Raw genomic sequence first — 22,078 nt, 5'->3', positions numbered from 1 at the left:
AAGGCAGGACCCTCTTGGAGGCCCGATGCGCTTCTTACGCCGCAAGCAGGACGAGTCGTTCGAGTCTGGCCAGGTCACCCGCATCACGCCTGCCGTGGCGTACGACGGCGACCTCTACCGCCTGCCCGACTGGCCGCAGCGCCGCCGCGAGGAGCGCGAGCTGGGCCGTACGCATGCCGCCGAGGGCCAGATCGACACGCTCACGCTGCAGACCGGCAGCGTGCCGCGCTTCCACGAGTTGGAGGACGAGCGGCTGGCGGAGCTGGCCGAGCTCGATGAGCGTACCGAGCAGGAGATCCAGCGGGCGCGGGCCGAGTTCGAGTCCCAGAAGATCAGGCTGGCGGAGTCGCAGCGCACCTTCGGGGAGGCGCGCAAGGCCCTGGAGGACAGCCAGCACCGGGTCACGGAGCTGGAGCAGCCGAGCAGGCGGCCCGGCGACGGCCGGCCCAGCTCGATCGCGATCTCCGGCAGCCACTGGCCGCTGATCCGCCGCTGGCTGCCCGCCGCGCTCCTGCTGCTGCTCCTGCTGATCGTCGAGGTCCCGATCCTCTACCAGGTCATCCTGAGCTGGGGCGACAGCATCGCGATGACCGCGCTGCTGGCTGCGGGCGCGGCGCTCATCATGCTGGTCGCACCTCATATGTACGGCAGGACATTCCGGTCCTGGCAGGAGCACGGCAGCTCGGCCAAGGGCCGCTGGCTGCTGATCGGCGTGGCGCTCGTCTGGCTCGGCCTCATCGTCGCCGTGGCCGTGCTGCGCCGGGACGCCCTGGTCAAGCCGCTGATCGTGGACGGGCAGGAGATCGGCCCCACGTCGGAGGGCGTCGGCCAGCTGCCGACGATGATCCTGCTGCTGGCTCTGCTGATCGCCACCGCGCTCATCGCCGCCGACCTGGGGCGTCGGATGCACAACCCGAACGACCGGCGGCTGCGGGAGCTGCGGGCCAAACGCGACGCCGAGTCCGCCGCCAGCGCCACCGCCCAGCGCGCCTACCAGCACGACGCCGGGTACGCGGAGAGCATCGCCCAATATCTGCAGGCGGCGGACCGCCGCAAGGCCAGCCGGCTGCGTCAGCTGGACAGCGGCTTCGACAGCCTGGCCACCGCCTACCTGGGCGGGGTGGTGGAGGGGCTCAAGGACCCGGAGGCGGCCAGCTGGGCCGAACGCATCGTGCTCCGCCGCCGCACCCGCTCCTGACAGGAACCCCGTAATCGGGAGCCGACCTCGGGTTTGAAAGGCACACCAATTTGCCCGACACACCCGGAGAGAGGCGCGCCGCATCAGGCTGATCCGGCCGTTCTTCCGCAGGCGCGCGATGGTCTCGGCGTTACCGCCCGCGAAGTCGGGGTACGCCACCGTGACGTCGTCCAGGACGGCCGGTGACCGGTCAGGCCCTCGGGCAGGGCCTGGCACCACCGGGTGCCAGGCCCTGGGCGATGGCTACTCGGGGTACGACGGGCCTGGCTCGGTACGCAGCATGCGCTTGAGCATCTTGTTGGCCGCCCGCATGTCGTCGCTGATCAGCTGGGTCCGCACGGCGCCCTTCGGCTGCAGACTGCCGCCCACCTCGTGGACGGTCGTCTCGCCGGGCAGCGGCACCGCCTGGCAGGCGGTGAACTTGTCGCCGGGCAGCACGCCGTCCAGCAGGTACGCGTGGACGCGGTCGTCGACGCAGGTGGTGTAGTAGGGGAAGACGCCGTGGCTGCCCTCGTTGTCGACGCTGATCATACGCGCCCCGGGCAGGTGCCGGGCGGCGGAGAGGGCACCTTCGTACGCGGTGGCCACGTCGAGCTCGCTCTGCAGCATCAGTACCTTGGGGAACGTCTTCTGGTCGACGGCGGGCATGGCGTTGGTCGTCGGCCAGTAAGCGCACGCCGGCGGGTCCTGCATGTACGGCGCCACCAGCGGCGCGTCACGGGTGAGCCGGTCGCTGAAGGCACGCCAGTAGCCGACGTTCTGGTTCCACTGGCCGTCCTGGCAGCGGATCGCCTCGAAGACGTAGTCGACGTCGTAGGTGTATTCGGAGGCGGACTCGGCAGGCTTCGCACCGGCCTTGAGCGCGGCTCGGGCCTTGGCGGCCGCCTCCTCCACGTACGCCCGCTGGCCGGCGGTCAGTTCAGGCCTGGCCAGCAGTTTGGCGGTGGCGTCTGCCAGGAGCTGCTCGGGCGTCCAGCCGTTCCACTGCTCGTAGTAGTCGATGACGTAGTCCACGGCCGCGGCGGCGACTCCGTAGTTCTCGGTGTCGTAGAGCGCGCCCAGGATGTACCAGCCGAACATGAACGGCCCCATGCCGAGCCGGGTGCCGCCGGCCCGCTCCCACAGCTGCCGGATCGCCATCGGGTCGGTGCCGCGGCCGTACACGTCGTCGTGACGGGCGACGTACGGCATGAGCTGCTCCTGGAACGCCCGGTCGCGGGTGAGCGGCTGCAGGTCCCAGGTCTGCTGCAGGGTGGGCGAGTCGACCGCGGCGACCGAGTCGAGCACCATCCGGTTGACCTTGCCGGGGAAGGTGGCGGCGTACCACGTGCCGAGCCAGGTGCCGTACGAGTAGCCGAGGTAGTTCATGGTCGGCTCGCCGAGCAGGCCGCGGATGAAGTCCATGTCGTACGTGGTCTGCTCGGTGGTGATGTACTTAGTCAGCTCGGTGGACCGGCAGCCGGCGACCTTCGCCTGCGTGATCTTGTCGTTGGTGTTGTGGATCTCGCTGTCGAAGGTGACCGAGCACCACAGCGGGGTGCTCTGGCCGACGCCGCGTGGATCGAAGCCGATGACGTCATAGTGCTCGCCCACGGCCGGGCCGGCCAGTGCCACGTAGGGCGCGAGGGACAGCCCGCTGCCGCCGGGCCCGCCGGGGTTGACCAGGAGGATGCCCTTGCGGTCGGCGCCGGTGGCCACCGTACGGGAGATCCGGACCTGGAGCGTGTGGCCGTCCTTCGGGTCGTGCCAGTCCCGCGGCACGGTCACGGTCGCGCAGGCGAGCCGCAGCGCCGCCTCCTGCTCGGCGGTCACGCTGCCGAGCCCGCACGGCTCCCAGGTGATCTGCTGCCGCGCGAGCGGGCCGGCGAGCGCGGTGGTGTCCGGCTCGGCGGCCTCGCCGGCGAAGGCGGGTGGGGTGGGGAGCATCGCCATGAGGACTGCCGCGATCAGCGACATCCCGATGACAGCCAGCCGGCGCCGACGAGGTACGTGGCGCGGTACGGACGCTAAGCGAGGCATGTGTTGTCCTCTCGGGTGGAACGGGGTCGCCACCACCATGACCGGGCCGGCCCGCCGCGCACATCGGTTGTCGGCGGCGAAGACCAGACATGACCGGTTTCTGTCAATCCGCTCACAACCAGCCCCGGCGGCTGGCCTGCACGCCCAGCTGGAACCTGGTCCGGGCGCCGAGCAACTCCTGCAGCCTGCTGACCCGGCGGTGCACCGTACGCTCGCTGACGCCGAGGTCACGGGCGATGGCCTCGTCGGTCAGCCCGGCGGTGAGGAGCACCAAGAGCCGCTGGGTGTCCGGGTCGGGTCCGGGGTCGAGCCGGTCGGCGTCCGGGGACACCGCGGCGGGGCCGCCGGCCGCCGCCTGGATCGGCGCCCCCAGCCGCCAGAACACTTCGAACAGCTCCGACAGCACCTCCAGCAGCTTCGACGGGTAGACCAGCAGCGCGTCGGCGTCTCCGCCGCCCGGGTGGGGCAGCATGATCAATGCCCGGTCCGCATCGGACAGCAGCAGCTTCATCGGCACGTCGGCGAAGACACGAGCCTGCTCACCGCCGGCCACGGCCTCACGCACGGCGGCGAGCAGGGCTTCGTCGTGCAGCACGCTGCCGTCGTACACGGCGCGGTAGCGCAGACCGCGGCGCATGCCGTCGAGCTGCACCTCCTCCGGCGCCGGCGGGGCGTCGGGCAGGTACGGCCCGCGTTCGAGCCCGCGCACCTCGGTCCTGGCGGCCGCCTGCAGCACACGGAACAACTCCCGGGCCGCGAACTTGCCCTGGGCCACTTCGACGAACGCCCCGCCCGTGCCGTGCGCGGCGCTGTACAGCTCGGACAGCGCATGTGCGCTCGCCCGGGCCCGTGCGGCTTCCAGCTCACGTTGCGCCGCCCACGCCTCCAGCGCGGTCCGCGGCGGGCACACCTGCAGCAGGCCGTCCGCGTCGCGGCGGATCAGGCCGGCGGCGAGGAACCCAGCCAGCCGGCGGCGGGCGGCGGCGGGGGCGGCGGCGCCGGCCAGGAACTCGTGCTCCGGCACCGGCGCCGCCTTCAGCAACTCCCGGTAGAGGGCTTCCGCCTCCGGCGAGGGCGGGAGCGCTCCCATGGCGAGGCTCAACGCATCAGGCTCCATGGGAACCGACGGTATCGACGTGGCGCTAAGCCGATGTTTCACCACGGCTCGCCTGATGTTTCAGCGACGACCGCGGCAAGGTGTCATCAGGTGGAGTCGCGGACGACGAGGCGGGTGGGCAGGACGACGGACTCGGTGTGCCGGCCGTCCAGCCGGGACAACATCAGCCGGGCGAGCGCCAGCGCCTGCTCGGCGACCGGGACGCGGACGGTCGTGAGCCCGGGCGTGGTGGCCGAGGCGGCGTCGATGTCGTCGAAGCCCACGATCGCCAGGTCCTCCGGCACCCGCCGCCCGGCCTCCCGGGCCGCCTGCAACGCCCCGATGGCCAGCTGGTCACTGGCGGCGAAGACGGCGTCCAGGGCGGGCTGGTCGGTCAGGAGCTGCCGGGTCGCCGCCGCGCCGGACGAGCGGGTGAGGTCGGCGGGCGCCAGCAGCGGTTGCCGGCCGGCCTGCCGCATCGCGATCCGGTGGCCGTCCAGCCGGTCCTGGACGGCGACCAGGTCCATCGGGCCGCAGACCATGCCGATGCGCCGGCGGCCGGCGGCCAGCAGGTGCTCGGTCGCGGCCTTCGCGCCGCCGGCGTTGTCCACGTCCACGTACGGCATCATCGACGCGATCACCGGCTTGCCGAGCAACACGATCGGCACGCCGGTACGCGAGAGCCGCTCGGCCAGTGTGTCGCCCCGGTCCGGTGGCAGCAGGACCACCCCGTCCACCAGGCCCGCCTCCACGTGCTGGACGATGCGCCGGTGGCTCTCGGCCGTGTCCGCGAGCATGAGCGTGATCTGCTTGCCGGCGCCCTCGAGCAGGCTGGTCACATACTGGACGACGGCGGACGTCAGCGGGTCGCCGCTCTGCCGGGGGACGGACAGGACGAGTGCGATCGAGTTGGTCCTGCGGGTGACGAGGCTGCGGGCGGCCGCGTTCGGCACGTACCCGAGCTCCCTGACCGCCCGCAGCACCGCCTCGCGGACCTCAGCGCTGACCGACGCCTCGCCGTTGACCACCCGCGAGACCGTGGCGCGGGAGACGCCGGAGCGGGCGGCCACGGTCTCGAGAGTGGGCCGCTTGGGGCGGGTCTCGACCAGGCCGTTCCGCTTGATGACGTCGCGGTACCACAGCGCGCTGTCCTTGAGCCGCCGCCGCTGGGTGGCGAAGTCGACGTGGACGAGCCCGAACTTGCGTTGGTAGCCGTCGGACCATTCGAGGTTGTCGACCAGCGTCCAGACGAGAAATCCGCGGACCTTCGCACCCTCCTGGACCGCCACGCGCACGGCACGCAGATGCTCCTCGATGAAGCTGATGCGCTCCACGTCATGGATGCCGTCGCCGGTGACCACGTCGACGAAGTCGGCGCCGTTCTCAGTGATCATCAGCTCGGTCTCGGGGAACTCCGCGGCCAGGCGGCGCAGCACCTGGGACAGGCAGCCGGGCACGATGGGCCAGCCCATGGCCGTGACCGCGGTGGGGACCGTGCAGAACAGCACGCCCTCGCTCCCCGGGTAGGCGGGGTCGGCGGGCTCGCTGGGCTGGGCCTGCACGACGAGCGGGGTGTAGTAGTTGACGCCGAGCAGGTCGATCGGCTGGGCGATGAGCTCCAGGTCGCCGTCGCGCACGTGGCCGAGCCCGGCGGTGCGCTCGATGATCGGCAGCACCTCGGCGGGGTACGCGCCACGCAACATCGGCTCCAGGAACTGCCGGTTGCCCAGCGCGTCGATCCTGGCCACGGCCTCGGCGTCCTCGGCCGACAGCGGCCGCGCGGCGTCGCTCACCTGGCCGGGCGTCAGGACGGGCGAGATGTTGAGCACGGTGCCCACCTTCGCCGCCCCGGCCGCCCGCAACGCCTGGGCGCCGAGCCCGTGCGCGAGCAGGAGATGATGGGCGGCGCGAAAGGCGTCGGCGGCCGATTTCCGGCCCGGCGCGTGAATGCCGGAACCGTAGCCGAGAAAGGCCGAGACCCACGGCTCGTTGAACGTGAACCACGTGTCGACCCGATCCCCCAGCCGGTCGAAGACGGCGGCCGCGTAATCGGCGAAATGGCGGGCGGTGTCCCGGACCGGCCAGCCGCCGGCGTCCTCCAATGCCTGCGGCAGATCCCAATGGTAAAGCGTCGCGTACGGCGTGATACCCGCGCCCAGCAGCTCGTCGAGCAGCCTGTCGTAAAAGTCGAGCCCAGCCGCGTTCAGTTTCCCAGAAGCGTCGGGAAACACCCGGGGCCAGCTCACGGAGAACCGATAGGCGGCCATTCCGAGGTCTTTCATCAACCGCACGTCTTCGCGATGGCGGTGGTAATGGTCGCAGGCATCGGCGCGGTCGGCGGAGAACGTGTCCCAAATGGACGGGCCGCGGCCGTCGGCGGAGGTGGCGCCCTCGATCTGAAAGGCCGATGTCGACACGCCCCAGATGAATCCCTCGGGGAAGCTGGCAATGTTCATCTCTGGGCTCATTCTGGCGGAAACCTCCGGTGAAACGGCAGAGCGTCCAGTCTCCCGCGCGCCGCTCGTCGCGCGCCAGCCTGGCCAGGCTGTATACAGAGCGCGTGGAACTGGACCGGCTCGATCGTGACATCATCGCGGCGCTCGTCGACGACGCCCGCGCGACTTACGCGGAGATCGGCCACCAGGTGGGGCTGAGCGCGTCGGCGGTCAAGCGGCGGGTGGACCGGCTGCTCGACAGCGGGGCGATCACCGGGTTCAGCGCCGTCGTGTCGCCGCAGGCGCTCGGCTGGACGACCGAGGCGTACGTGGAGCTGTTCTGCCAAGGCAAGACCAAGCCGTCGGACATCGCGCTGGCCGTGGCCAGGTTCCCCGAGGTGGTGGGGGCGGCCACGATCACCGGCGAGGCGGACGCATTACTGCACATCAGGGCGACGGACGTGCGGCACGTGGAGCGGGTGATCGAGCGCATCGCGGCGCAGTCGTTCGTGGTCAGGACCAAGAGCTCCATCGTGCTGTCGCGGCTCGTGGAAGCCCCTCCTGGGGTCGTACGCAACGGATCGCACACCAGCGGCTGAGAGACGCAACAGACCCGCGCCAACTCGCAATGCAACGACTTGGCCTGCGTAAACAGACATTCTTAGGCTGTCTCCGTCCCCCCGATCAGGGACATCCCGCCATAACCTCGACGGAGACCTGCATGCCCAGACACTTCCTCATGTGCCGTCCGGACTACTTCACGGTCGAGTACGCGATCAACCCGTGGATGCATCCCGAGACCGGCGCTGACCGCGACATCGCGGTCCGGCAGTGGGAGGGGCTGAAGGCCGCCTACGAGGAGCTCGGCCACCAGGTCAGCCTGATCGACCCGATCGACGGGCTGCCGGACATGGTGTTCGCCGCCAACGGCGCGCTGGTCGTGGGCGGACGCGTCTACGGCGCCCGGTTCGCCTACCCGCAGCGCGGCCCCGAGGGGCCGGCCTACCTGCGGTGGTTCGCCGAGCGCGGCTACCCGGTGCAGGCGCCGCAGCACGTCAACGAAGGTGAGGGTGACTTCCTCACGCTCGACGACGTCATCCTGGCCGGCACCGGCTTCCGCACCGAGGTGATCGCCCACCAGGAGGCGCAGGAGTACCTGGGCCGTCCGGTCGTCTCGCTGACCCTGGTCGACCCCCGCTTCTACCACCTCGACACGGCGCTGTTCCCGCTCGACGGGCACAACGTGGCCTACTACCCGGAGGCCTTCTCCGCGGGCAGCCGGGAGGTGCTGCGCCGGATGTTCCCCGACGCGGTGCTCGCCACCGCCGACGACGCCGAGGTGCTCGGACTGAACGCGGTCAGCGACGGCACGAACGTGGTCATCAACGCCGAGGCCTCCGGCCTGCAGTTGGAGCTCAAGCGCCGTGGGTACGAGGTCATTCCGGTCGATCTCTCGGAGCTGCGCAAAGCGGGCGGGGGCCCGAAGTGCTGCACACTGGAGATCAGGGGGGAGAACTGACATGACCAGCAGCGCAGAGCTGATCGAGCTCAGCGAGCGCCGCAGCGCGCACAACTACCATCCGCTGCCCGTCGTGATCCACGAGGCCGACGGGGCGTGGGTGAGCGACGTGGACGGCAAGCGGTACCTGGACTGCCTGTCCGGCTACTCGTCGCTCAACTTCGGCCACGGCAACCCGAAGATCCTTGAGGCCGCCCAGGAGCAGCTGCAGCGGCTGACGCTGACCAGCCGCGCCTTCTATCACGACCAGTTCGCCCGGTTCTCCGCCGGGCTCGGCGACCTCACCGGCAAGGACATGATCCTGCCCATGAACACCGGCGCCGAGGCCGTCGAGACCGCCATCAAGGTGGCGCGCAAGTGGGGGTACGAGGTCAAGGGCGTCGAGCCGGACCTCGCCAACATCATCGTGATGGAGAACAACTTCCACGGCCGCACCACCACGATCATCAGCTTCTCGACCGACCCTGACGCGCACGACGACTTCGGGCCGTACACGCCGGGGTTCCGGATCGTGCGGTACGGGTCCATCGACGCGATCAGGGACGCCGTCGACGCCAACACCGTCGGCGTGCTGGTCGAGCCGATCCAGGGTGAGGCCGGGGTGCTGGTGCCGCCGGACGGGTACCTGACCGACATCCGTGAGTTGTGCACGGCCGCGGGCATCCTGATGATCGCCGACGAGATCCAGTCGGGGCTGGGGCGGACCGGGCAGACGTTCGCGTGCGACCACGAAGGGGTCGTGCCCGACATTTACGTCCTCGGTAAGGCGCTCGGCGGCGGCGTCGTCCCGGTGTCGGCCATCGCGGCCAACCGGGACGTGCTCGGCGTCATCCACCCTGGGCAGCACGGGTCCACGTTCGGCGGCAACCCGCTGGCGTGCGCGGTCGGCAACGCGGTCATCGAGATCCTCAACACCGGCGAGTTCCAGGCCAGGGCCGCCAAGCTCGGCGAGGTGATGCACGCCCGTCTGCGCGAGCTGATCGGCAAGGGTGTCGTCGAGGTTCGTGGACGGGGGCTTTGGGCCGGAGTGGATATTTGTCCTGATCTCGCCACCGGTCGTGAGGTTTCCAAGGCGCTGATGAAGCGAGGCGTGCTCGCCAAGGACACCCATGGGTCCACGATCCGTCTCGCCCCGCCGATCGTCATCTCCGAAGAGGATCTTCTCTGGGCGATCGATCAACTCGCCGACGCCCTCTACGACCTCAAGAATCAACACCCTTAAGCTCTTTTACGGCTGCGCCGGGCGGGCCCGACCACCGTACGTGGCTGGGCCCGGTCCAGGGAGACGGTCCTGCGGTTCACGGGGCCGGGCGCCGTTACGGCGCCCGGGCACCCGCTCCGTAGCTACTATTTCGGGAGCCGCCAGGCTTCCATGCCGTCGGGAGCCCCGTCCCGGGCGAATCCGGCCCCCTCCAGCTCGGCCACCAGGCGCTCCCGCGCCGGCCAGTGGCTCTCGGACAGCACCTCGTCCTCGCTGATCACCACGCCGCGCTGCTTGACGCGGTAGACGTAGCGGGCCTTGACGCTCTCGCCGGCGACCGCGAGCACCTGACCCGCGATCTCGTAGGTGTGCCGGCCGACCCGGTAGGAGCCCACGATCTCCGGCTCGCCCGGCTCAGGTGTGGCGCGCTCGCGCCAGTTGAACAACAACAAGCCGCCCGGTTCGAGCTGCCTGCGCAGCACCCGCCATAGGTCGGCCCGCTGCGCGGCGTCGAAACTCTGCAGCACCGAGATCATCACGACGGCCTCGACAGGCTCGTCGGCCTCCGCCTCCAGCCCCCCGCACGGCAGCACGGTCACCCGGCTCAGCGCCTCGCGGTCCTCGGCCAGCCGGTTGACCAGGACGGAGCGCATGCCGGACGACGGCTCGACGGCGTAGACCTCCGCGGGCGTCTCCTGGAGGATCACCCGGGTGATCAGGCCGGTGCCCGCGCCGATCTCCATGACGCTCCGCCGTACGCCCTTCAGCAGCGGCGGCAGCAGCTCGCGGATCAGCGGGACGTGCCCGTCCTCGTGCCACAGGTCGTAGAACGGCACGGCAAGGGAGTAGTGGTCGTCATCCATGAGGTGTGACGATAACCATTTTCAGTCAAGTCGTACAGAATCGATCCGCCTTAAGGTCTCACCTTTGGAGTCGTACCAGGTCACCTGGTCGGGGAGGGTGAGGGTGGCGACGGCGTTCTGGAACCACGGCCCCTTGGTGATCCGCCACCGGAACGGTGACCGCGGGACGCGCGCCAGGCGCGCCAGCAGGCCGCCCACCAGGGTGGCGACGGAGAACTGGGCGACCACGTTGGCCCAGCGCAGCAGAGGGCTGAGCGGGTTGCGGATCGGCGAGCAGACCACCTGGTAGACCGGGCCGAGGCGGGCCTTGGCGAGGTAGGAGAAGTGCACGTCGCCGGAGAGGATCACCACCGGCTTGCCGAGCCCGACGAACAACCGCGCCAGGTCGTGGAACGAGCGCTGGAACGCCGCCCAATGCTCCAGGTCGATGGCCTGCCTGAGCTTCTCCGACCAGCGCCCCACCACCGGGCCCCATTTGCCGTCGCACAGGGCCTCGTTCCAGTTCTGCACGCCGTGCACCCCCTCGGGCAGCAGGAACGGGATCGACGAGCCGATGATCAGGCGCTCGGCCGGGCGGGCGACCTGCTCCTCGAGCCAGGCCCACTCCGCCGGATCGAGCATGCGGCGCGCGCCGGGCGTGAGCTGCCTGGCGCAGCGGGTGTCGACCATGATGAGGCGGGCGGGCCCGAGGTCGCGGGCATAGCTCCAGCGGCTGCTCGACGGCTCGGCGTCGGCCTTCTCGGCGAAGGCGTCGAGCGCGTCCGCGCCGTCGCGCTCCCCCAGGTCCAGCAGCGTGCGCAGGAGCGGGTCGGCCGCGCGCTCGGCCGGCGAGAGGTTCCCGAGATGCTGGTAGACCCAGTACGCGCCGAGCCCGGCGACCACCCGGTGGCGCCACCAGCTCGTCCCGGCCATCTCCTCGCGCCAGGTATGCGAGGTGTTCCAGTCGTCACGCAGGTCGTGGTCGTCGAAGATCATCGCGGTCGGGACGGTGGACAGCACCCAGCGGATCTCGGGGTCGGTCCACGCCTGGCGGTAGAGCTCGGCGTACTCCTCGAAGTCGGCGATCTCGTCCTGCGGCTCGCCGGTCCGGCGCGCGCGGATGTAGGCGCGCATCTCGGGCGAAGGGCTGTCGGCGTAGACCTGATCGCCGAGGAGCAGCAGCAGGTCGGGCCACTCCTCGTCGCCGGACTCCGCGAGGTGGCGGCCGTAGGAACGCAGGACGTCCTCGCCGTGGGTGCGTACGTGCGAGGCGTCGTGCGGCACGCTGGTCCGGCACGATCCGAACGCCAGCCGGCGCGCTCCCTCCGGCGGCAGGAGCCGGATCCTGCTGGGCGGGCGACCCGCCAGAGGCCATACGTGCTCCCCGCCGAGCCGTACCGAATACGAGGCGATATCCTGGGTGAGCTCGACGAGATCCACGATCGCGTAGTGGTGTCCGTGCACGGTGAAGGTAGGCGACCGGTAAGCCCTGCCTCCCGCCTCGATGGTGACCGTGCAGGGCTCGGCGGACTCCACCCAGATCGAGGCGCTGTTGTCATCGACGTGTCGCAGCATCGGCCCCACCACGAGTGCGGGCATCCCACCTCCGATTTCGCAGCCTTCGATGAATCCGGCACACTCTCGCGGCCTAGCCTGCCAGAGTGGCACGGTCCGCAACATCCCGATCAGCGGCTTGGATTTTACCGACAGCTAGGCAAGGTCAAACGCCCCGCTCTAGGATGATCGCGACAACATCGCCCACAAGTGGAAGGCAATGGCGCTTTCCCCGCAAATAGGGCGTATATACCAGGAGGAATCTCTTCCATGAGCATCATGGTGCCGTCAAAGACGCCGGCCCTGATCAGCCCGGGCCGACAGGCCCTCGACTCCGCACTCCACCAGCTCGACCAGGCGGCCGAGCACCTCGGGCTCGACAACGGGCTCCGGACGGTGCTGGCCACGCCCCGCCGCTCGCTGACCGTCTCGGTCCCGGTGCGGCGTGAGGACGGACGCCTCGACGTCGTCCAGGGCTTCCGCGTCCAGCACAACGTCTCACGCGGCCCCGCCAAGGGCGGCATCCGGTTTCATCCCGGCACGGACATCCACGAGATCACCGCGCTCGCGATGTGGATGACGTGGAAGTGCGCACTGGTCGGCATCCCGTACGGCGGCGCCAAAGGCGGCGTGTCCGTGGACCCGACCGTACTCACCACCCGCGAGCTCGAACGCCTGACCCGCCGCTACGTCAACGAGATCCTGCCGCTGATCGGCCCGGAGAAGGACATCCCCGCGCCGGACGTCGGCACCGACGAGCAGACCATGGCGTGGATCATGGACACCTACAGCGTCAGCGCGGGCTACTCGGTGCCCGGTGTGGTCACCGGCAAGCCGATGACGCTGGGCGGCTCGCTCGGGCGCTCCGGGGCGACCTCACGCGGCGTGCAGATCGCCACGCTCGCCGCACTCGGCCGCTCGCCCGAGGGCATGACCGTGGCCGTGCAGGGCTTCGGCAAGGTGGGCGCGCTGACCGCGCAGTACCTCGCCGACGCCGGCTGCAAGGTGGTCGCGGTCTCCGACATCACGGGTGCCGTGTACGCCAGTGCGAGCTCCGGCGGCCTCGACATCGCCGCCCTGCGTACGTGGGTGTCCGAGACCGGCGGCGTGTCCGGCTACCGCCATGCCGACGCGCTGCCCCTCGACGACCTGCTGGAGCTGGACGTGGACGTCCTGATCCCGGCGGCGCTCGAAGGCGCGATCACCGGGGCGAACGCGCCGCGCGTCCGCGCCCGCCTGATCGTGGAGGGCGCCAACGGCCCCACCACGCCGGAGGCCGACGAGATCCTGACCGCGAACGGCGCCACGGTCGTGCCCGACATCCTCGCCAACGCCGGCGGGGTGATCGTGTCGTACCTGGAGTGTGTGCAGAACATGCAGGCCTACTCCTGGAGCTCCGGGGAGGTCGAGCTCAAGCTGCGCGATCTCGTGGAGAGCGCGTTCTCCGAGGTCAAGTCCATGGCCGCGGCACGCGGGCTGACGCTGAGGCAGGCGGCGCACGTCATCGGCGTGGGCCGCGTCGCCGAGGCCCACCAGATGCGCGGCCTCTACCCGTGATGATCATGTCCTGAGCTCGGCGTGGTCGAGCGCCGCCATCAGGCTCTCGAGATCACGCATGAGCCGCTCGGTGCGCTCCTGGCCGAACGCCACCGCGATGAGCCGGTGGTGTTCGGCCACCGCGCCGTCCACCCGCGCGAGCAACTCGGCCCCGCGGTCGGACACGAACACCGCCACCCGCCGCCGATCACCCTGCGACGGCCCGCGATAGACCAGCGCCCGATCGATGAGCCGGTCGACGGCCTTGGTCAGCGTCGGGTGCGGCATCAGCACGGCCTCGGCCAGCTCGCCCATGGAGTGCCCGCACGTGGCCACGGTTGGAGGACGACCTGCACCTGATGTCGACGGGGTCGGCCCGGCCGCTGGAAGACGCGTACCGGATCAGCCAGCACGACCTGGTCACCTGGGCGTCGGAGTTGACCGGGCTGGACACGCTCGACGCGTACCAGCTGGTCAGCCAGGCCGGGCAGGCGCCGGTGGGCAACGTGTGCGACACCAACTACACGATGGTCGCCAAGATGCCCAAGGCCTACCTCGGCGCGGCGGACGTCTACGAGGGCGCGCATGCCCGGCTACGGACCCTCGGTTCCCAATACACAAGTTAGGTAAACATGGATGTCGCAGGTCAGGCGGCTGATCATCTTCTGCTAACTGTGGAGGGTGCTCAGGTTGGTGCTGTCCCTGGTCCTGCTCGATCCAACCGCCGTCGTCGCCGAGGTGTCGCAACGTAACATCCCCGTTCCCCGAGTGCTGACCCCGAACGGGGACCGCCTGGGTTACGCCCCCGTCCCGCGCCCCTTCACGGGGGCGCGGCGGCTCACCGGGGTGCTGGTCGGCCGAGATCCCGTCACCCGGCGGGACGTCATGTGCGGGGGCACGGTGATCGGCTCGCGTAGCCGCAGCCTGGTGCTGACGGCGGCGCACTGCCTCTACAACCAGGGGCGGGTGCTGGAGCACCTCGCCTTCCTGCCGGGGTACGACCGGGGGCGGCCGCCGCTGGGGGTGTGGCCGGTCGCGCGCACGTGGGTGCCGTCCAGGTGGCGGAACCGGCCGTACTCGGCCGACCTGTTGCCGTACGACGTCGGCCTGGTCGGGGTGCTGCGGCAACGACGCCCGCTGGAGGACGTGACCGGGCGCGGGCTGCGGCCGCTGCCGACCGCCAGGGGCACCGAGCTGCGCGGGCTCGAATTGCTCGGCTACCCGGCGGGCAAGGGGTATCCGGCGTTGCGGCTGCACCGGTGCCTGGGCGACGCGGTCGAGGGCGTCTCCGAGGGCCCGGGGCTGCTGGTCACGCGCAACTGCCACGCCGCCGCCGGCGGCAGCGGCGGCCCCGCGTTGTACGGCGGCTCGATCGCGGGCGTCGTGTCGTCGTCCAGCCCGTTGAGTGACGAGAAGGGTTACACCGTGCTGGCCAGGCTGGGCGGCCGGCCCTTCGAGCGCATGCTCGCCAGGGCCGACCGGGCGATGCGGGTCAAGCCGCCTGGCTGACGATCTCCTCGCAGAGCGCGTGCGTGCGCAGGGCGTCGTCGGCGTCGATCCTGCGGCCCTCGCGGACGGCGGCGAGGAACTCCAGGCAGATCTGCTCGATGCCGCGCTGCCTGGCCACGGGCACCCAGTCGGGCCGCCGGGCGAGCCGCTCGCCGTCGCGGTAGTCGATGACGTCGCCGAGGTTGACCACCCGGCGTTTGGCGCCGTCGCCCATGGCCTCGCAGGTCTCCTCGGCGGCGCCGCTCATCCGGTTCATGACGCCGATGGCGGTGAAGCCGTCGCCCGACAGCTCCAGGACCATGTGCTCGATCAGGCCGTTCACGACGCGGGTGCGGATCGTGGTGCCGGTGATCGCGCCGGGGGCGAGAAAGCGAAGGGTGTCCACCACATGGATGAAGTCATCAAATATCACCCGGCGGGGCTCGTCGGGATGATTGTCGCGGTTCTTCTCCATAAGGATGAGGTGTCGGGGGTGGGCGGCGAGTCCGACATATCCGGGCGCGTAGCGGCGGTTGAAGCCGGTCATCAGCGACCTGCCCTCGGCCTTCGCCAGCCGTACGAGATGCTCGCACTCCCCCAGCGCGTACGCGATCGGCTTGTCGACGTAGACGTGGATCCCGGCGTTGAGCAGCGACTCGACGATCTCCGGGTGCGCGCCGGTGGCGGCGTGCACGAACGCCGCGTCGACCCCCGCCTTGATCACCTCGTCCACGCTCGTCGACCGGCGGGCGACGCGGTAGGCGTCGCCGAGCCGGTCGAGCCGGGCGCTGTTGCGGGTGCAGAGGTGGAGGTCGAGTGCGGGCTGGGCGGCCAGCACGGGCAGGTACGCCTTCTCCGCGATGTCACCCAGGCCGATCATGGCTATCTTCACCCGTCGAGACTAGCCTTGAGCGCCTGGTCAATGGGGGTAGGCGCCACACCGAACGTGCGCTGGAAGGCCGACGAGTCGAGCACGAAGGGCGCGGTGAACTGGTACCGGATGTGCCTGAGCTCGCCGAGCATCGGCGAGAACAGGCCGGCCGCCCGCACCACGGGCCAGGGCAGCTGGGCCATCCGGGGCGCGGGGCGGCCGAGCAGCGCCGCCGCCCGCTCCCCCAGCTGGCGGAAGGTGACCGGCTCGGCGGTCGGCACGTGCCAGGGGCGGCCCCAGGCCCGCTCGTCCCGGCCGGCCACGATGAGGGCGTCGGCCACGTCGGGCAGGTACGTGAAGCTGTGCGGCACGTCGGCAGGCCAGACGAGCTGGACGGTCTTGCCCGCCTTGAGCGGGACGAGGAACCGGTCGCCCAGGTAGGACTGGTCGGTGGCACCGGGGCCGAAGTAGTCCGAGCCGCGCACCTCGGTCACCCTGATCCGGCCGGCCTGGTGGGCGGCCAGCGCGTCGGCCCACATCTTCGCCCGCACCCGGGATTTGGGGCTGGTCGAGGCGAGCGGCAGGTCCTCGGTCATCGGGACCGAGACAGGGCCGTAGGGGTAGAGGTTGCCGAGCATCACGTACACGGCGCCGGTGGCCTCTGCGGCGGCCAGGAAGGACTCGGCCATCGGCGGCCAGTCGGTGAGCCAGCGGTGGTACTTCGGGTTGACGCAGTTGTAGAGGACGGCGGCCCCGCGGGTGACCTCGATCATCTTGTCCTTGTCGGCCACGTCCGCGGCCACCCTGACCGCGCCTTCGGGCCCGCCGCCCGAGCGGGTCACGACGGTGACCTCGTGTCCCTGGGCGAGGAGCTTGGCGGCCACATGCGTGCCTACCTGGCCGGAGCCCACGACGACGTGCTTACCCATGATCAGACCTGCTTCCAGATGATGCGGAGTACCGCGTTGATGACGAAGAGCGCGAAGAAGACGGCAGAGGAGGCGGCCAGACCGGAGGCGTAGAGCGCCAGGGCGCCGCCGCCGAACCAGAGGATCTCCAGAACGGCGCGGGCCAGGCCGGTGAGCGGGAAGGTGGCGTTCGCGCCGCCGCCCGCACCGAACAACGCCCACGCGGCGATGAACAGCGCGGGCCCGCCGAGCCCGGCCAGGAGCTTGATCCCCCAGTTGGGGCTGAGCGTGAACCCCCAGTAGCCCACGGAGGCCAGCACACCGAGCTCCAGGAAGAACATGAGCGCCGCGTTGGCGTGCTTGGCGAGCTGGAGCATCTGCGACCTCCGTCGGGGTGGTGCCCTTCGCTTATGAGAGCAATGCTCTCTCAATAGAGCAGCGTTCGTCAAGAGCAGTGCTCTCGTTTTTTCTCACCGCTCTGATAACCTCCTGGACATGACAGCAAGCCGTACCGCCAGAGAACGGGTCAGAGCGGAGCTCACCAGGGAGATCACCGACATCGCACGCCGCCACCTCGCCACCGAAGGCGCGGGCGGCCTGTCGCTGCGGGCCGTGGCGCGGGAGATGGGCATGGTCTCCTCGGCCATCTACCGCTACTTCCCGAGCAGGGATGACCTGCTCACCACGTTGATCATCGACAGCTACAACTCCTTGGGGGAGGCCGTGGAGCAGGCCGAGGCCGGGCATCCTCGGGAGGATTTCCTGGGCCGGTGGCTGGCGGCGTGCCACGCGGTACGCGAGTGGGCGATCGAGCATCCCCACGAGTACGCGCTGATCTACGGCTCCCCCGTGCCCGGCTACCAGGCGCCGCAGGACACGATCGTCGCCCGGGTGCGGGACGTGGCCGTCCTGGGACGCGTCGTCGCCGACGCCTGGGAGGCCGAGGCCGTCCGCCCGCCCGGGGTCGCGCCCGCGCCACCGTCCGAGCTCGCAGCCGACGCGTCCGGCATCCGCGAGCTCATCCCCGGAGCGCCGGACTCCGTGATCTGGTTGTCCATCGCGGCATGGACGGCGCTGTACGGATGGGTCAACTTCGAGGTGTTCGGCCAGTTCAACAACACCATTGAAGACAGGCGCACGGCGTTCGAGCACGCGATGCGGCTGGCGGCCGCCACCTTGGGCCTTACTCAGTGAGACTTATTAAGTTTTACTGAATATATGGGACGGAGAACACAAGAGCTCGGCCGCTTCACGGACGTGGCACTCCTCGTCCTCATCAGCCTGGCCGAGGGGCAGAAGCACGGCTATCGGATGATCAATGACATCGAGGAGTTCTCTGGCACGGCGCTGGAGCCGGGCACGCTCTACGGCGCGCTGATGCGGCTGGAGAAGCGCGGCTGGATCGAGGCGGTGGAGTCGTCCGAGCGGCGTAAGCCGTACCAGATCACCGAGAGCGGCCGTGCCGCGCTGCACGAGCAGCTGGCGACGCTCCGGCGGATCGAGCAGGCGGGGACCAGCCGCGTGGTTTGGGGGCCGGCATGATGCACGATGGCGGGCCGGGTGCGCGCCAGCGCGGGCACCCTCACGGTCGCGGCCATCTGCAACGGGCTGGGCTGGGTCTTCGTCGCAGCCCTGGTCGTGGTCGGCCTGCCGCAGGCGTCGGGGATGTTCGTGGCGGCGGTGGCGGTCAGCGCGCTGCTCAGCATCGGAATGTCGACGCTGGTCGCGCGCCGGGCGCTCCGGCGCAGCCGCGGCGCCATGGGCTGCTCAGCGCCGCGTGAGCAATGGGACGAGGACCTCGTCGACGATCTGGACGACGAGCTCGCCGGGGATGGGTGTGCCGTTGAAGAGGAAATGGTGACGGAGGAGCGCGTACCCCGCGTCCAGGCGGCGCGGGGTGACCGCGTCCGGGTCGACCTCGCCGCGCTCCACGGCACGGCGCACGACCTCCTCCATCGTCCTCCTGCCCATGCCCTGAGACGTCTTGCGCATGGACCTCAGCGGCGATCCGCTGCTCAGCGCCTCCCCCAGCAGCCCGCGCATCGCCTCTCCCGCGGGTCCCGACAGGGCCTGGGCGGCATTGCCCAGCATGGCCACGAGGTCGCCGCGCAGGGTGCCGGTGTCGGGCGTGCTCTCGGGGGTGGGCAGGGTGTTGCGGACGGCCTCCATCACCAGCTCGATGCGGGTCGGCCAGCGCCGGTAGAGCGAGGCCTTGCTGGCCCTGGCCCGCTCGGCCACCCGCTCCATGGTCAGCCCGGCGTAGCCGCTCTCGGCCAGCTCGTCGAGCGTCGCCTGGTAGATGGCGGCGTTGAGCGCCTCTCCCCGGCGGCGCGGCAGCTTGCGGTGGTCGGTCACCATAGGGCGATCCTAGGCAGCCTCGGTGACCGTGCCGGCGTCGCCGTTGACGGTGACGAGCCGGCCGTCTTCCAGCACGGACGTTCCCGTGCCCGTGCCCATGACGGCCGGGATGCCGTACTCCCTGGCCACGATCGCGGCATGCGACGCGGCGCCGCCGCTGTCCACGACCACGGCCGCGGCCCGCTGGAACAGCGGCGTCCACGAGGGGTTGGTGTACGGGCAGACGAGCACGTCACCCGACTCCAGCTTGCCGAACTCGGCCGGCTCCCTGATCACCTTCACCGGTCCGGTCGTGATGCCGCCGCTGGCGGGCGACCCGGTGATCAGCGCGTCACCGCCCTGTACGGCAGGGAAGACGGCGGCGGGGTCGATGAGCCGCGTGCCGGCCAGTTCCTCGCGCTTGACCGCGCGCGCCCGCGCGACCTCCCGCAGCCGCGCCCGGTCCGCCGCGGTGTCCTGGAACGACTCGAGCTCCTCCAGCCGCAGGTGGAAGACGTCCTCGGGCTGGTCGAGCACACCCTTGTCGCACAGCCGGCGCCCCAGCTCCACCAGTGATCTGCGCAGGATGGGCTGCGGCATCGTGAAGTAGAAGTGGCTGTCCTCGCGGAAGGCGATCCCGGCGCGCGTGGCCGCCACCCAGCGACGCATCCTGGCGCGGCGGCGCGGGTGACGCAGGAGCGGATGGTCGAGGAGGCGTTCCAGTGCGTCGTCGGTCTCCTTCCGCTGATGCGGCTCGGCGGCCAGCATCCTGATCAGGCCGCGGACGGTCTCTGGGTCGTCGGCCCAGGTGGGCGGGGTGACGAGGATCGGGCTGGCCGTCTCGCGGTGGCCGTACTCGGTCATGAACTCCTGGAACGCGGCCTGGAACTCGGCGGACGGCGGGTCCGCGTCGAGCGCGCCGGTGCGCCTGGCCAGCTCGGCCAGGCGCACGAGCGCCTCGTTGGCCTCGCTGGTACGCGTGACCGCGCCGAACAGCAGCCCGCCGAACAACGCGCCGCGACGCAACAGCTTGACCGTCACCAGCAGCCGCAGCAGGGCCAGCCCGGTGCGCGGCAGGTAGTCGACGCGCAGGTCGGCCACCGGTGCCACCAGCGCGAACGTCTGCCTGGGCACACGGACGAGCTCCTCCCACGGCATCGCGGCCAGGTCGCGTGCGGCCAGTCGCCGTACCGCCGCGAGGTAGTCCAGGAAACGCGGGTCCTCGGTCCACCGCGCCGGGTCGTACCGCCGGGCCTTGGCCGCGACGCGGAAAGGTGCGGCGAGCACCCTGATCGTGGGGCGCGGCTCCGGCGGCACCAACGCGTAGACCACGCCGTCCTCTTCGCGCAGGAACCCCTCGAACGCGCTGTGCAGCCCGAAGGCACCGGTCACCTTGCCCATCAGCCCGGCCGGGCCGTACGGGAGCCAGGTGGACATGTCGATCGGGTACGGCCGCACGGGCACGTATTCGACCAGCACGGTGGCCAGGCGGCGCCGGATCGGGTTGAGCCTGCCGACCGGGGGCGGCGGCAGCGCGGTCATGGGCCTGGCCTGCAGCAGGTACACCCGGCCGCCTGCCCAGGCCCACTCGATGTCCTGTGGCCGCCCGAAGTGCCCGGCGACCCGCCGGCCGAGCTCCGCCAGCTCCTCGACCACCGCGTCGGGCAGCCGCTCCCCTGTCACGCCGGCCTCGCGGGTGACCCCGCCGCCCGCCTTGCCGCGGATGACGACCTCGCGGCGACCGGCCGTGAACTCCACCCCGCCCTCGGCATCGACGACGTAGTGGTCGGGGGTGACCAGGCCGGACACGACGGCCTCGCCGAGCCCGCTGCTGGCGTCGATGACGAGCTGGGTGCGGTCGCCGCTGACCGGGTTCGCGGTGAACATCACGCCTGCCGTGTCGGCCTCGACCATGCTCTGCACGACCACCGCGATGCTCACGTCGTCGATGCCCAGCCTGGCGCGGTAGGCGACGGCGCGGTCGGTCCAGAGCGAGCCCCAGCAGCGGCGTACCGCGTCGAGCAGGGCTTCGGCGCCGACGACGTTCAGGTAGGTGTCCTGCTGGCCGGCGAACGCGGCCCCCGGCAGATCCTCGGCGGTGGCGCTGGACCGCACGGCCACCGGCCCGGCACCGAGCTCGGCGTAGGCGTCGAGAACCGCCTGGCGCAGGTCGTCGGGCAGCTCGACCTGCTCGAAGTACGCCCGCCCGGTGTGGCCCTGGGCGACCTGGTCGTAGGCGTGCGTGGTGACGACGAAGCCGCGGGGGACGGGGAGGCCGTTCCTGACGAGCTCTCCCAGGTTGGCGCCCTTGCCGCCGGCCATGGCCAGGTCGCCCCGGCCGAACGTGCTCAGGGGTGCGACGAGTTTCACGATGACTCCTCGACGTAGGCTCTGGTACGAAGGGGACGCGCCGGCAGGGCCAGCGCGAGGAAGAACGCCACGGCGAGCAGCGGCGCCATGGCCGCGAACACCGGCGGCACCGCCGCGGCGAACGCCTCACGGACACCGGCCGGCAGGTCCGACGGCGTGGCCGCGGCCGAGATCCCGGACCTCAATGTGATCAACGCGCCGACCAGCGCGACCCCGGCCGACGCCCCGATCTGACGCAGGAACGTCACCGCCGAGGTGGCGGTGCCCAGGTCGGCGTGCTCGACGGCGTTCTGCGCGGCCAGCACCATGACCTGCATGACCAGCCCCACCCCGAACCCGGTCAGCAACATCGCGCCGGCCAGCCCGAGTGGCGAGTGCCCCGCGAGGCCGACGAGCGCCAGCCCGATCCCGGCCGCGGCCGTGCCGGCGACGGGGTACGGCTTGTACACCCCGGTCCGCGTGATCAGCCGCCCGGACACGACCGTGGTGACGAGCACGCCGCCCATGAGCGCCGTCACCAGCAGCCCTGCCTGCGTCGCGCTGGTCCCCAACGCGATCTGCAGGTACGCCGGCATGTACGTGATCGTCCCGAACAACGCGAACCCGATGAGCAGGCTGATCGCCACCGGCACGGCGAAGGCGCGATCGCGGAAGAGCCGCAGCGGCAGGATCGGATCCTTGGCGAAGCGGGCACTGACCAGCCA

Annotated in this window: 21 protein-coding genes; 9 read left to right on the top strand and 12 right to left on the bottom strand. The window is 70.8% G+C overall.

The annotated features are described in order from the left end of the window. Positions 1 to 25 precede the first annotated feature (25 nt). On the top strand, positions 26 to 1,198 hold the full coding sequence (locus tag ETD86_RS17270) for a hypothetical protein (RefSeq protein ID WP_138667180.1): 1,173 nt from the start codon (positions 26 to 28) through the stop codon (positions 1,196 to 1,198). A gap of 243 nt (positions 1,199 to 1,441) precedes the next feature. Here the strand turns inward: ETD86_RS17270 and ETD86_RS17260 are convergent, their stop codons facing one another. The 3 genes from ETD86_RS17260 to ETD86_RS59625 form a co-directional block, all read right to left on the bottom strand. Further along, positions 1,442 to 3,217, bottom strand: coding sequence for an alpha/beta hydrolase (locus ETD86_RS17260; RefSeq protein WP_170223124.1), 1,776 nt, complete (start codon positions 3,215 to 3,217; stop codon positions 1,442 to 1,444). 112 nt (positions 3,218 to 3,329) lie between these two features. Then, positions 3,330 to 4,334: a helix-turn-helix transcriptional regulator gene (locus tag ETD86_RS59130; protein ID WP_138667178.1), complete on the bottom strand. Its 1,005-nt coding sequence runs from the start codon at positions 4,332 to 4,334 to the stop codon at positions 3,330 to 3,332. Positions 4,335 to 4,420: 86 nt separating this feature from the next. Then, entirely contained in the window at positions 4,421 to 6,769 is a 2,349-nt protein-coding gene (locus ETD86_RS59625; RefSeq protein WP_138667177.1) for a GH1 family beta-glucosidase, read from the bottom strand. 104 nt (positions 6,770 to 6,873) lie between these two features. Here ETD86_RS59625 and ETD86_RS17245 point away from each other — a divergent pair, with 104 nt between their 5' ends. From ETD86_RS17245 to rocD, 3 genes are all read left to right on the top strand, one after another. Continuing rightward, positions 6,874 to 7,347 (top strand): Lrp/AsnC family transcriptional regulator, encoded by a 474-nt coding sequence (locus tag ETD86_RS17245; RefSeq protein WP_138667176.1) that lies wholly within the window; start codon positions 6,874 to 6,876, stop codon positions 7,345 to 7,347. A gap of 122 nt (positions 7,348 to 7,469) precedes the next feature. After that, entirely contained in the window at positions 7,470 to 8,267 is a 798-nt protein-coding gene (ddaH, locus tag ETD86_RS17240) for a dimethylargininase (protein ID WP_138667175.1), read from the top strand. A 1-nt stretch (position 8,268) separates the two neighbouring features. Further along, positions 8,269 to 9,489, top strand: a complete 1,221-nt coding sequence (rocD, locus tag ETD86_RS17235) for an ornithine--oxo-acid transaminase (protein ID WP_138667174.1) — start codon at positions 8,269 to 8,271, stop codon at positions 9,487 to 9,489. A gap of 125 nt (positions 9,490 to 9,614) precedes the next feature. On the opposite strand, the gene ETD86_RS17230 is transcribed toward rocD, so the two are convergent. Further along, entirely contained in the window at positions 9,615 to 10,331 is a 717-nt protein-coding gene (locus tag ETD86_RS17230) for a class I SAM-dependent methyltransferase (RefSeq protein WP_138667173.1), read from the bottom strand. A 21-nt stretch (positions 10,332 to 10,352) separates the two neighbouring features. After that, positions 10,353 to 11,909 carry an alkaline phosphatase D family protein gene (locus ETD86_RS17225; RefSeq protein ID WP_211370105.1) on the bottom strand — a complete coding sequence of 519 codons (1,557 nt, stop codon included), beginning with the start codon at positions 11,907 to 11,909 and terminating at the stop codon, positions 10,353 to 10,355. A 225-nt stretch (positions 11,910 to 12,134) separates the two neighbouring features. Between ETD86_RS17225 and ETD86_RS17220 the strand changes: the two genes are divergently transcribed. Further along, on the top strand, positions 12,135 to 13,421 hold the full coding sequence (locus ETD86_RS17220) for a Glu/Leu/Phe/Val family dehydrogenase (RefSeq protein ID WP_138667172.1): 1,287 nt from the start codon (positions 12,135 to 12,137) through the stop codon (positions 13,419 to 13,421). A 3-nt stretch (positions 13,422 to 13,424) separates the two neighbouring features. Here ETD86_RS17220 and ETD86_RS17215 read toward each other — a convergent pair whose 3' ends face one another. Beyond that, positions 13,425 to 13,736: a MarR family winged helix-turn-helix transcriptional regulator gene (locus tag ETD86_RS17215; RefSeq protein WP_246147960.1), complete on the bottom strand. Its 312-nt coding sequence runs from the start codon at positions 13,734 to 13,736 to the stop codon at positions 13,425 to 13,427. Positions 13,737 to 13,738: 2 nt separating this feature from the next. Here ETD86_RS17215 and ETD86_RS17210 point away from each other — a divergent pair, with 2 nt between their 5' ends. Together ETD86_RS17210 and ETD86_RS17205 are read left to right on the top strand one after the other, a co-directional pair. Further along, complete coding sequence (locus ETD86_RS17210; protein WP_246147959.1) at positions 13,739 to 14,026, top strand: acetamidase/formamidase family protein; 288 nt, start codon at positions 13,739 to 13,741, stop codon at positions 14,024 to 14,026. Between the two features lie 55 nt (positions 14,027 to 14,081). Continuing rightward, positions 14,082 to 14,909, top strand: coding sequence for a trypsin-like serine peptidase (locus tag ETD86_RS17205; RefSeq protein WP_138667171.1), 828 nt, complete (start codon positions 14,082 to 14,084; stop codon positions 14,907 to 14,909). Here the strand turns inward: ETD86_RS17205 and ETD86_RS17200 are convergent. The 3 genes from ETD86_RS17200 to ETD86_RS17190 are packed head-to-tail and all read right to left on the bottom strand — an operon-like array spanning position 14,893 to position 17,044. Beyond that, entirely contained in the window at positions 14,893 to 15,780 is an 888-nt protein-coding gene (locus tag ETD86_RS17200) for a Gfo/Idh/MocA family protein (protein ID WP_138667170.1), read from the bottom strand. The genes ETD86_RS17205 and ETD86_RS17200 overlap by 17 nt on opposite strands. Then, entirely contained in the window at positions 15,777 to 16,688 is a 912-nt protein-coding gene (locus ETD86_RS17195; protein ID WP_138667169.1) for an NAD-dependent epimerase/dehydratase family protein, read from the bottom strand. The genes ETD86_RS17200 and ETD86_RS17195 overlap by 4 nt, the downstream gene beginning before the upstream one ends. A gap of 2 nt (positions 16,689 to 16,690) precedes the next feature. Next, positions 16,691 to 17,044, bottom strand: a complete 354-nt coding sequence (locus ETD86_RS17190) for a YrdB family protein (protein ID WP_138667168.1) — start codon at positions 17,042 to 17,044, stop codon at positions 16,691 to 16,693. Between the two features lie 118 nt (positions 17,045 to 17,162). Between ETD86_RS17190 and ETD86_RS17185 the strand changes: the two genes are divergently transcribed. Together ETD86_RS17185 and ETD86_RS17180 are read left to right on the top strand one after the other, a co-directional pair. Continuing rightward, on the top strand, positions 17,163 to 17,861 hold the full coding sequence (locus tag ETD86_RS17185) for a TetR/AcrR family transcriptional regulator (protein ID WP_138667167.1): 699 nt from the start codon (positions 17,163 to 17,165) through the stop codon (positions 17,859 to 17,861). A gap of 24 nt (positions 17,862 to 17,885) precedes the next feature. Continuing rightward, positions 17,886 to 18,209, top strand: coding sequence for a PadR family transcriptional regulator (locus ETD86_RS17180; protein ID WP_138667166.1), 324 nt, complete (start codon positions 17,886 to 17,888; stop codon positions 18,207 to 18,209). A gap of 225 nt (positions 18,210 to 18,434) precedes the next feature. Here the strand turns inward: ETD86_RS17180 and ETD86_RS17175 are convergent, their stop codons facing one another. The 3 genes from ETD86_RS17175 to ETD86_RS17165 form a co-directional block, all read right to left on the bottom strand. Next, on the bottom strand, positions 18,435 to 19,025 hold the full coding sequence (locus ETD86_RS17175) for a TetR/AcrR family transcriptional regulator (RefSeq protein WP_138667165.1): 591 nt from the start codon (positions 19,023 to 19,025) through the stop codon (positions 18,435 to 18,437). Between the two features lie 9 nt (positions 19,026 to 19,034). Continuing rightward, a complete protein-coding gene (locus ETD86_RS17170; RefSeq protein WP_342779277.1) occupies positions 19,035 to 21,374 on the bottom strand; it encodes a PEP/pyruvate-binding domain-containing protein in 2,340 nt (779 codons plus the stop codon). Continuing rightward, positions 21,371 to 22,078 (bottom strand): MFS transporter (locus ETD86_RS17165; RefSeq protein ID WP_138667164.1); only part of this gene is annotated, 708 nt, incomplete at its 5' end. The genes ETD86_RS17165 and ETD86_RS17170, both read right to left, overlap by 4 nt.

Origin of the sequence: Nonomuraea turkmeniaca (genome assembly GCF_005889735.1) — a bacterium.
GTDB lineage: Bacteria > Actinomycetota > Actinomycetes > Streptosporangiales > Streptosporangiaceae > Nonomuraea > Nonomuraea turkmeniaca.
Note: the sequence above shows the minus strand (reverse complement) of the source record. Positions and strands in the feature narration are given on the sequence as shown.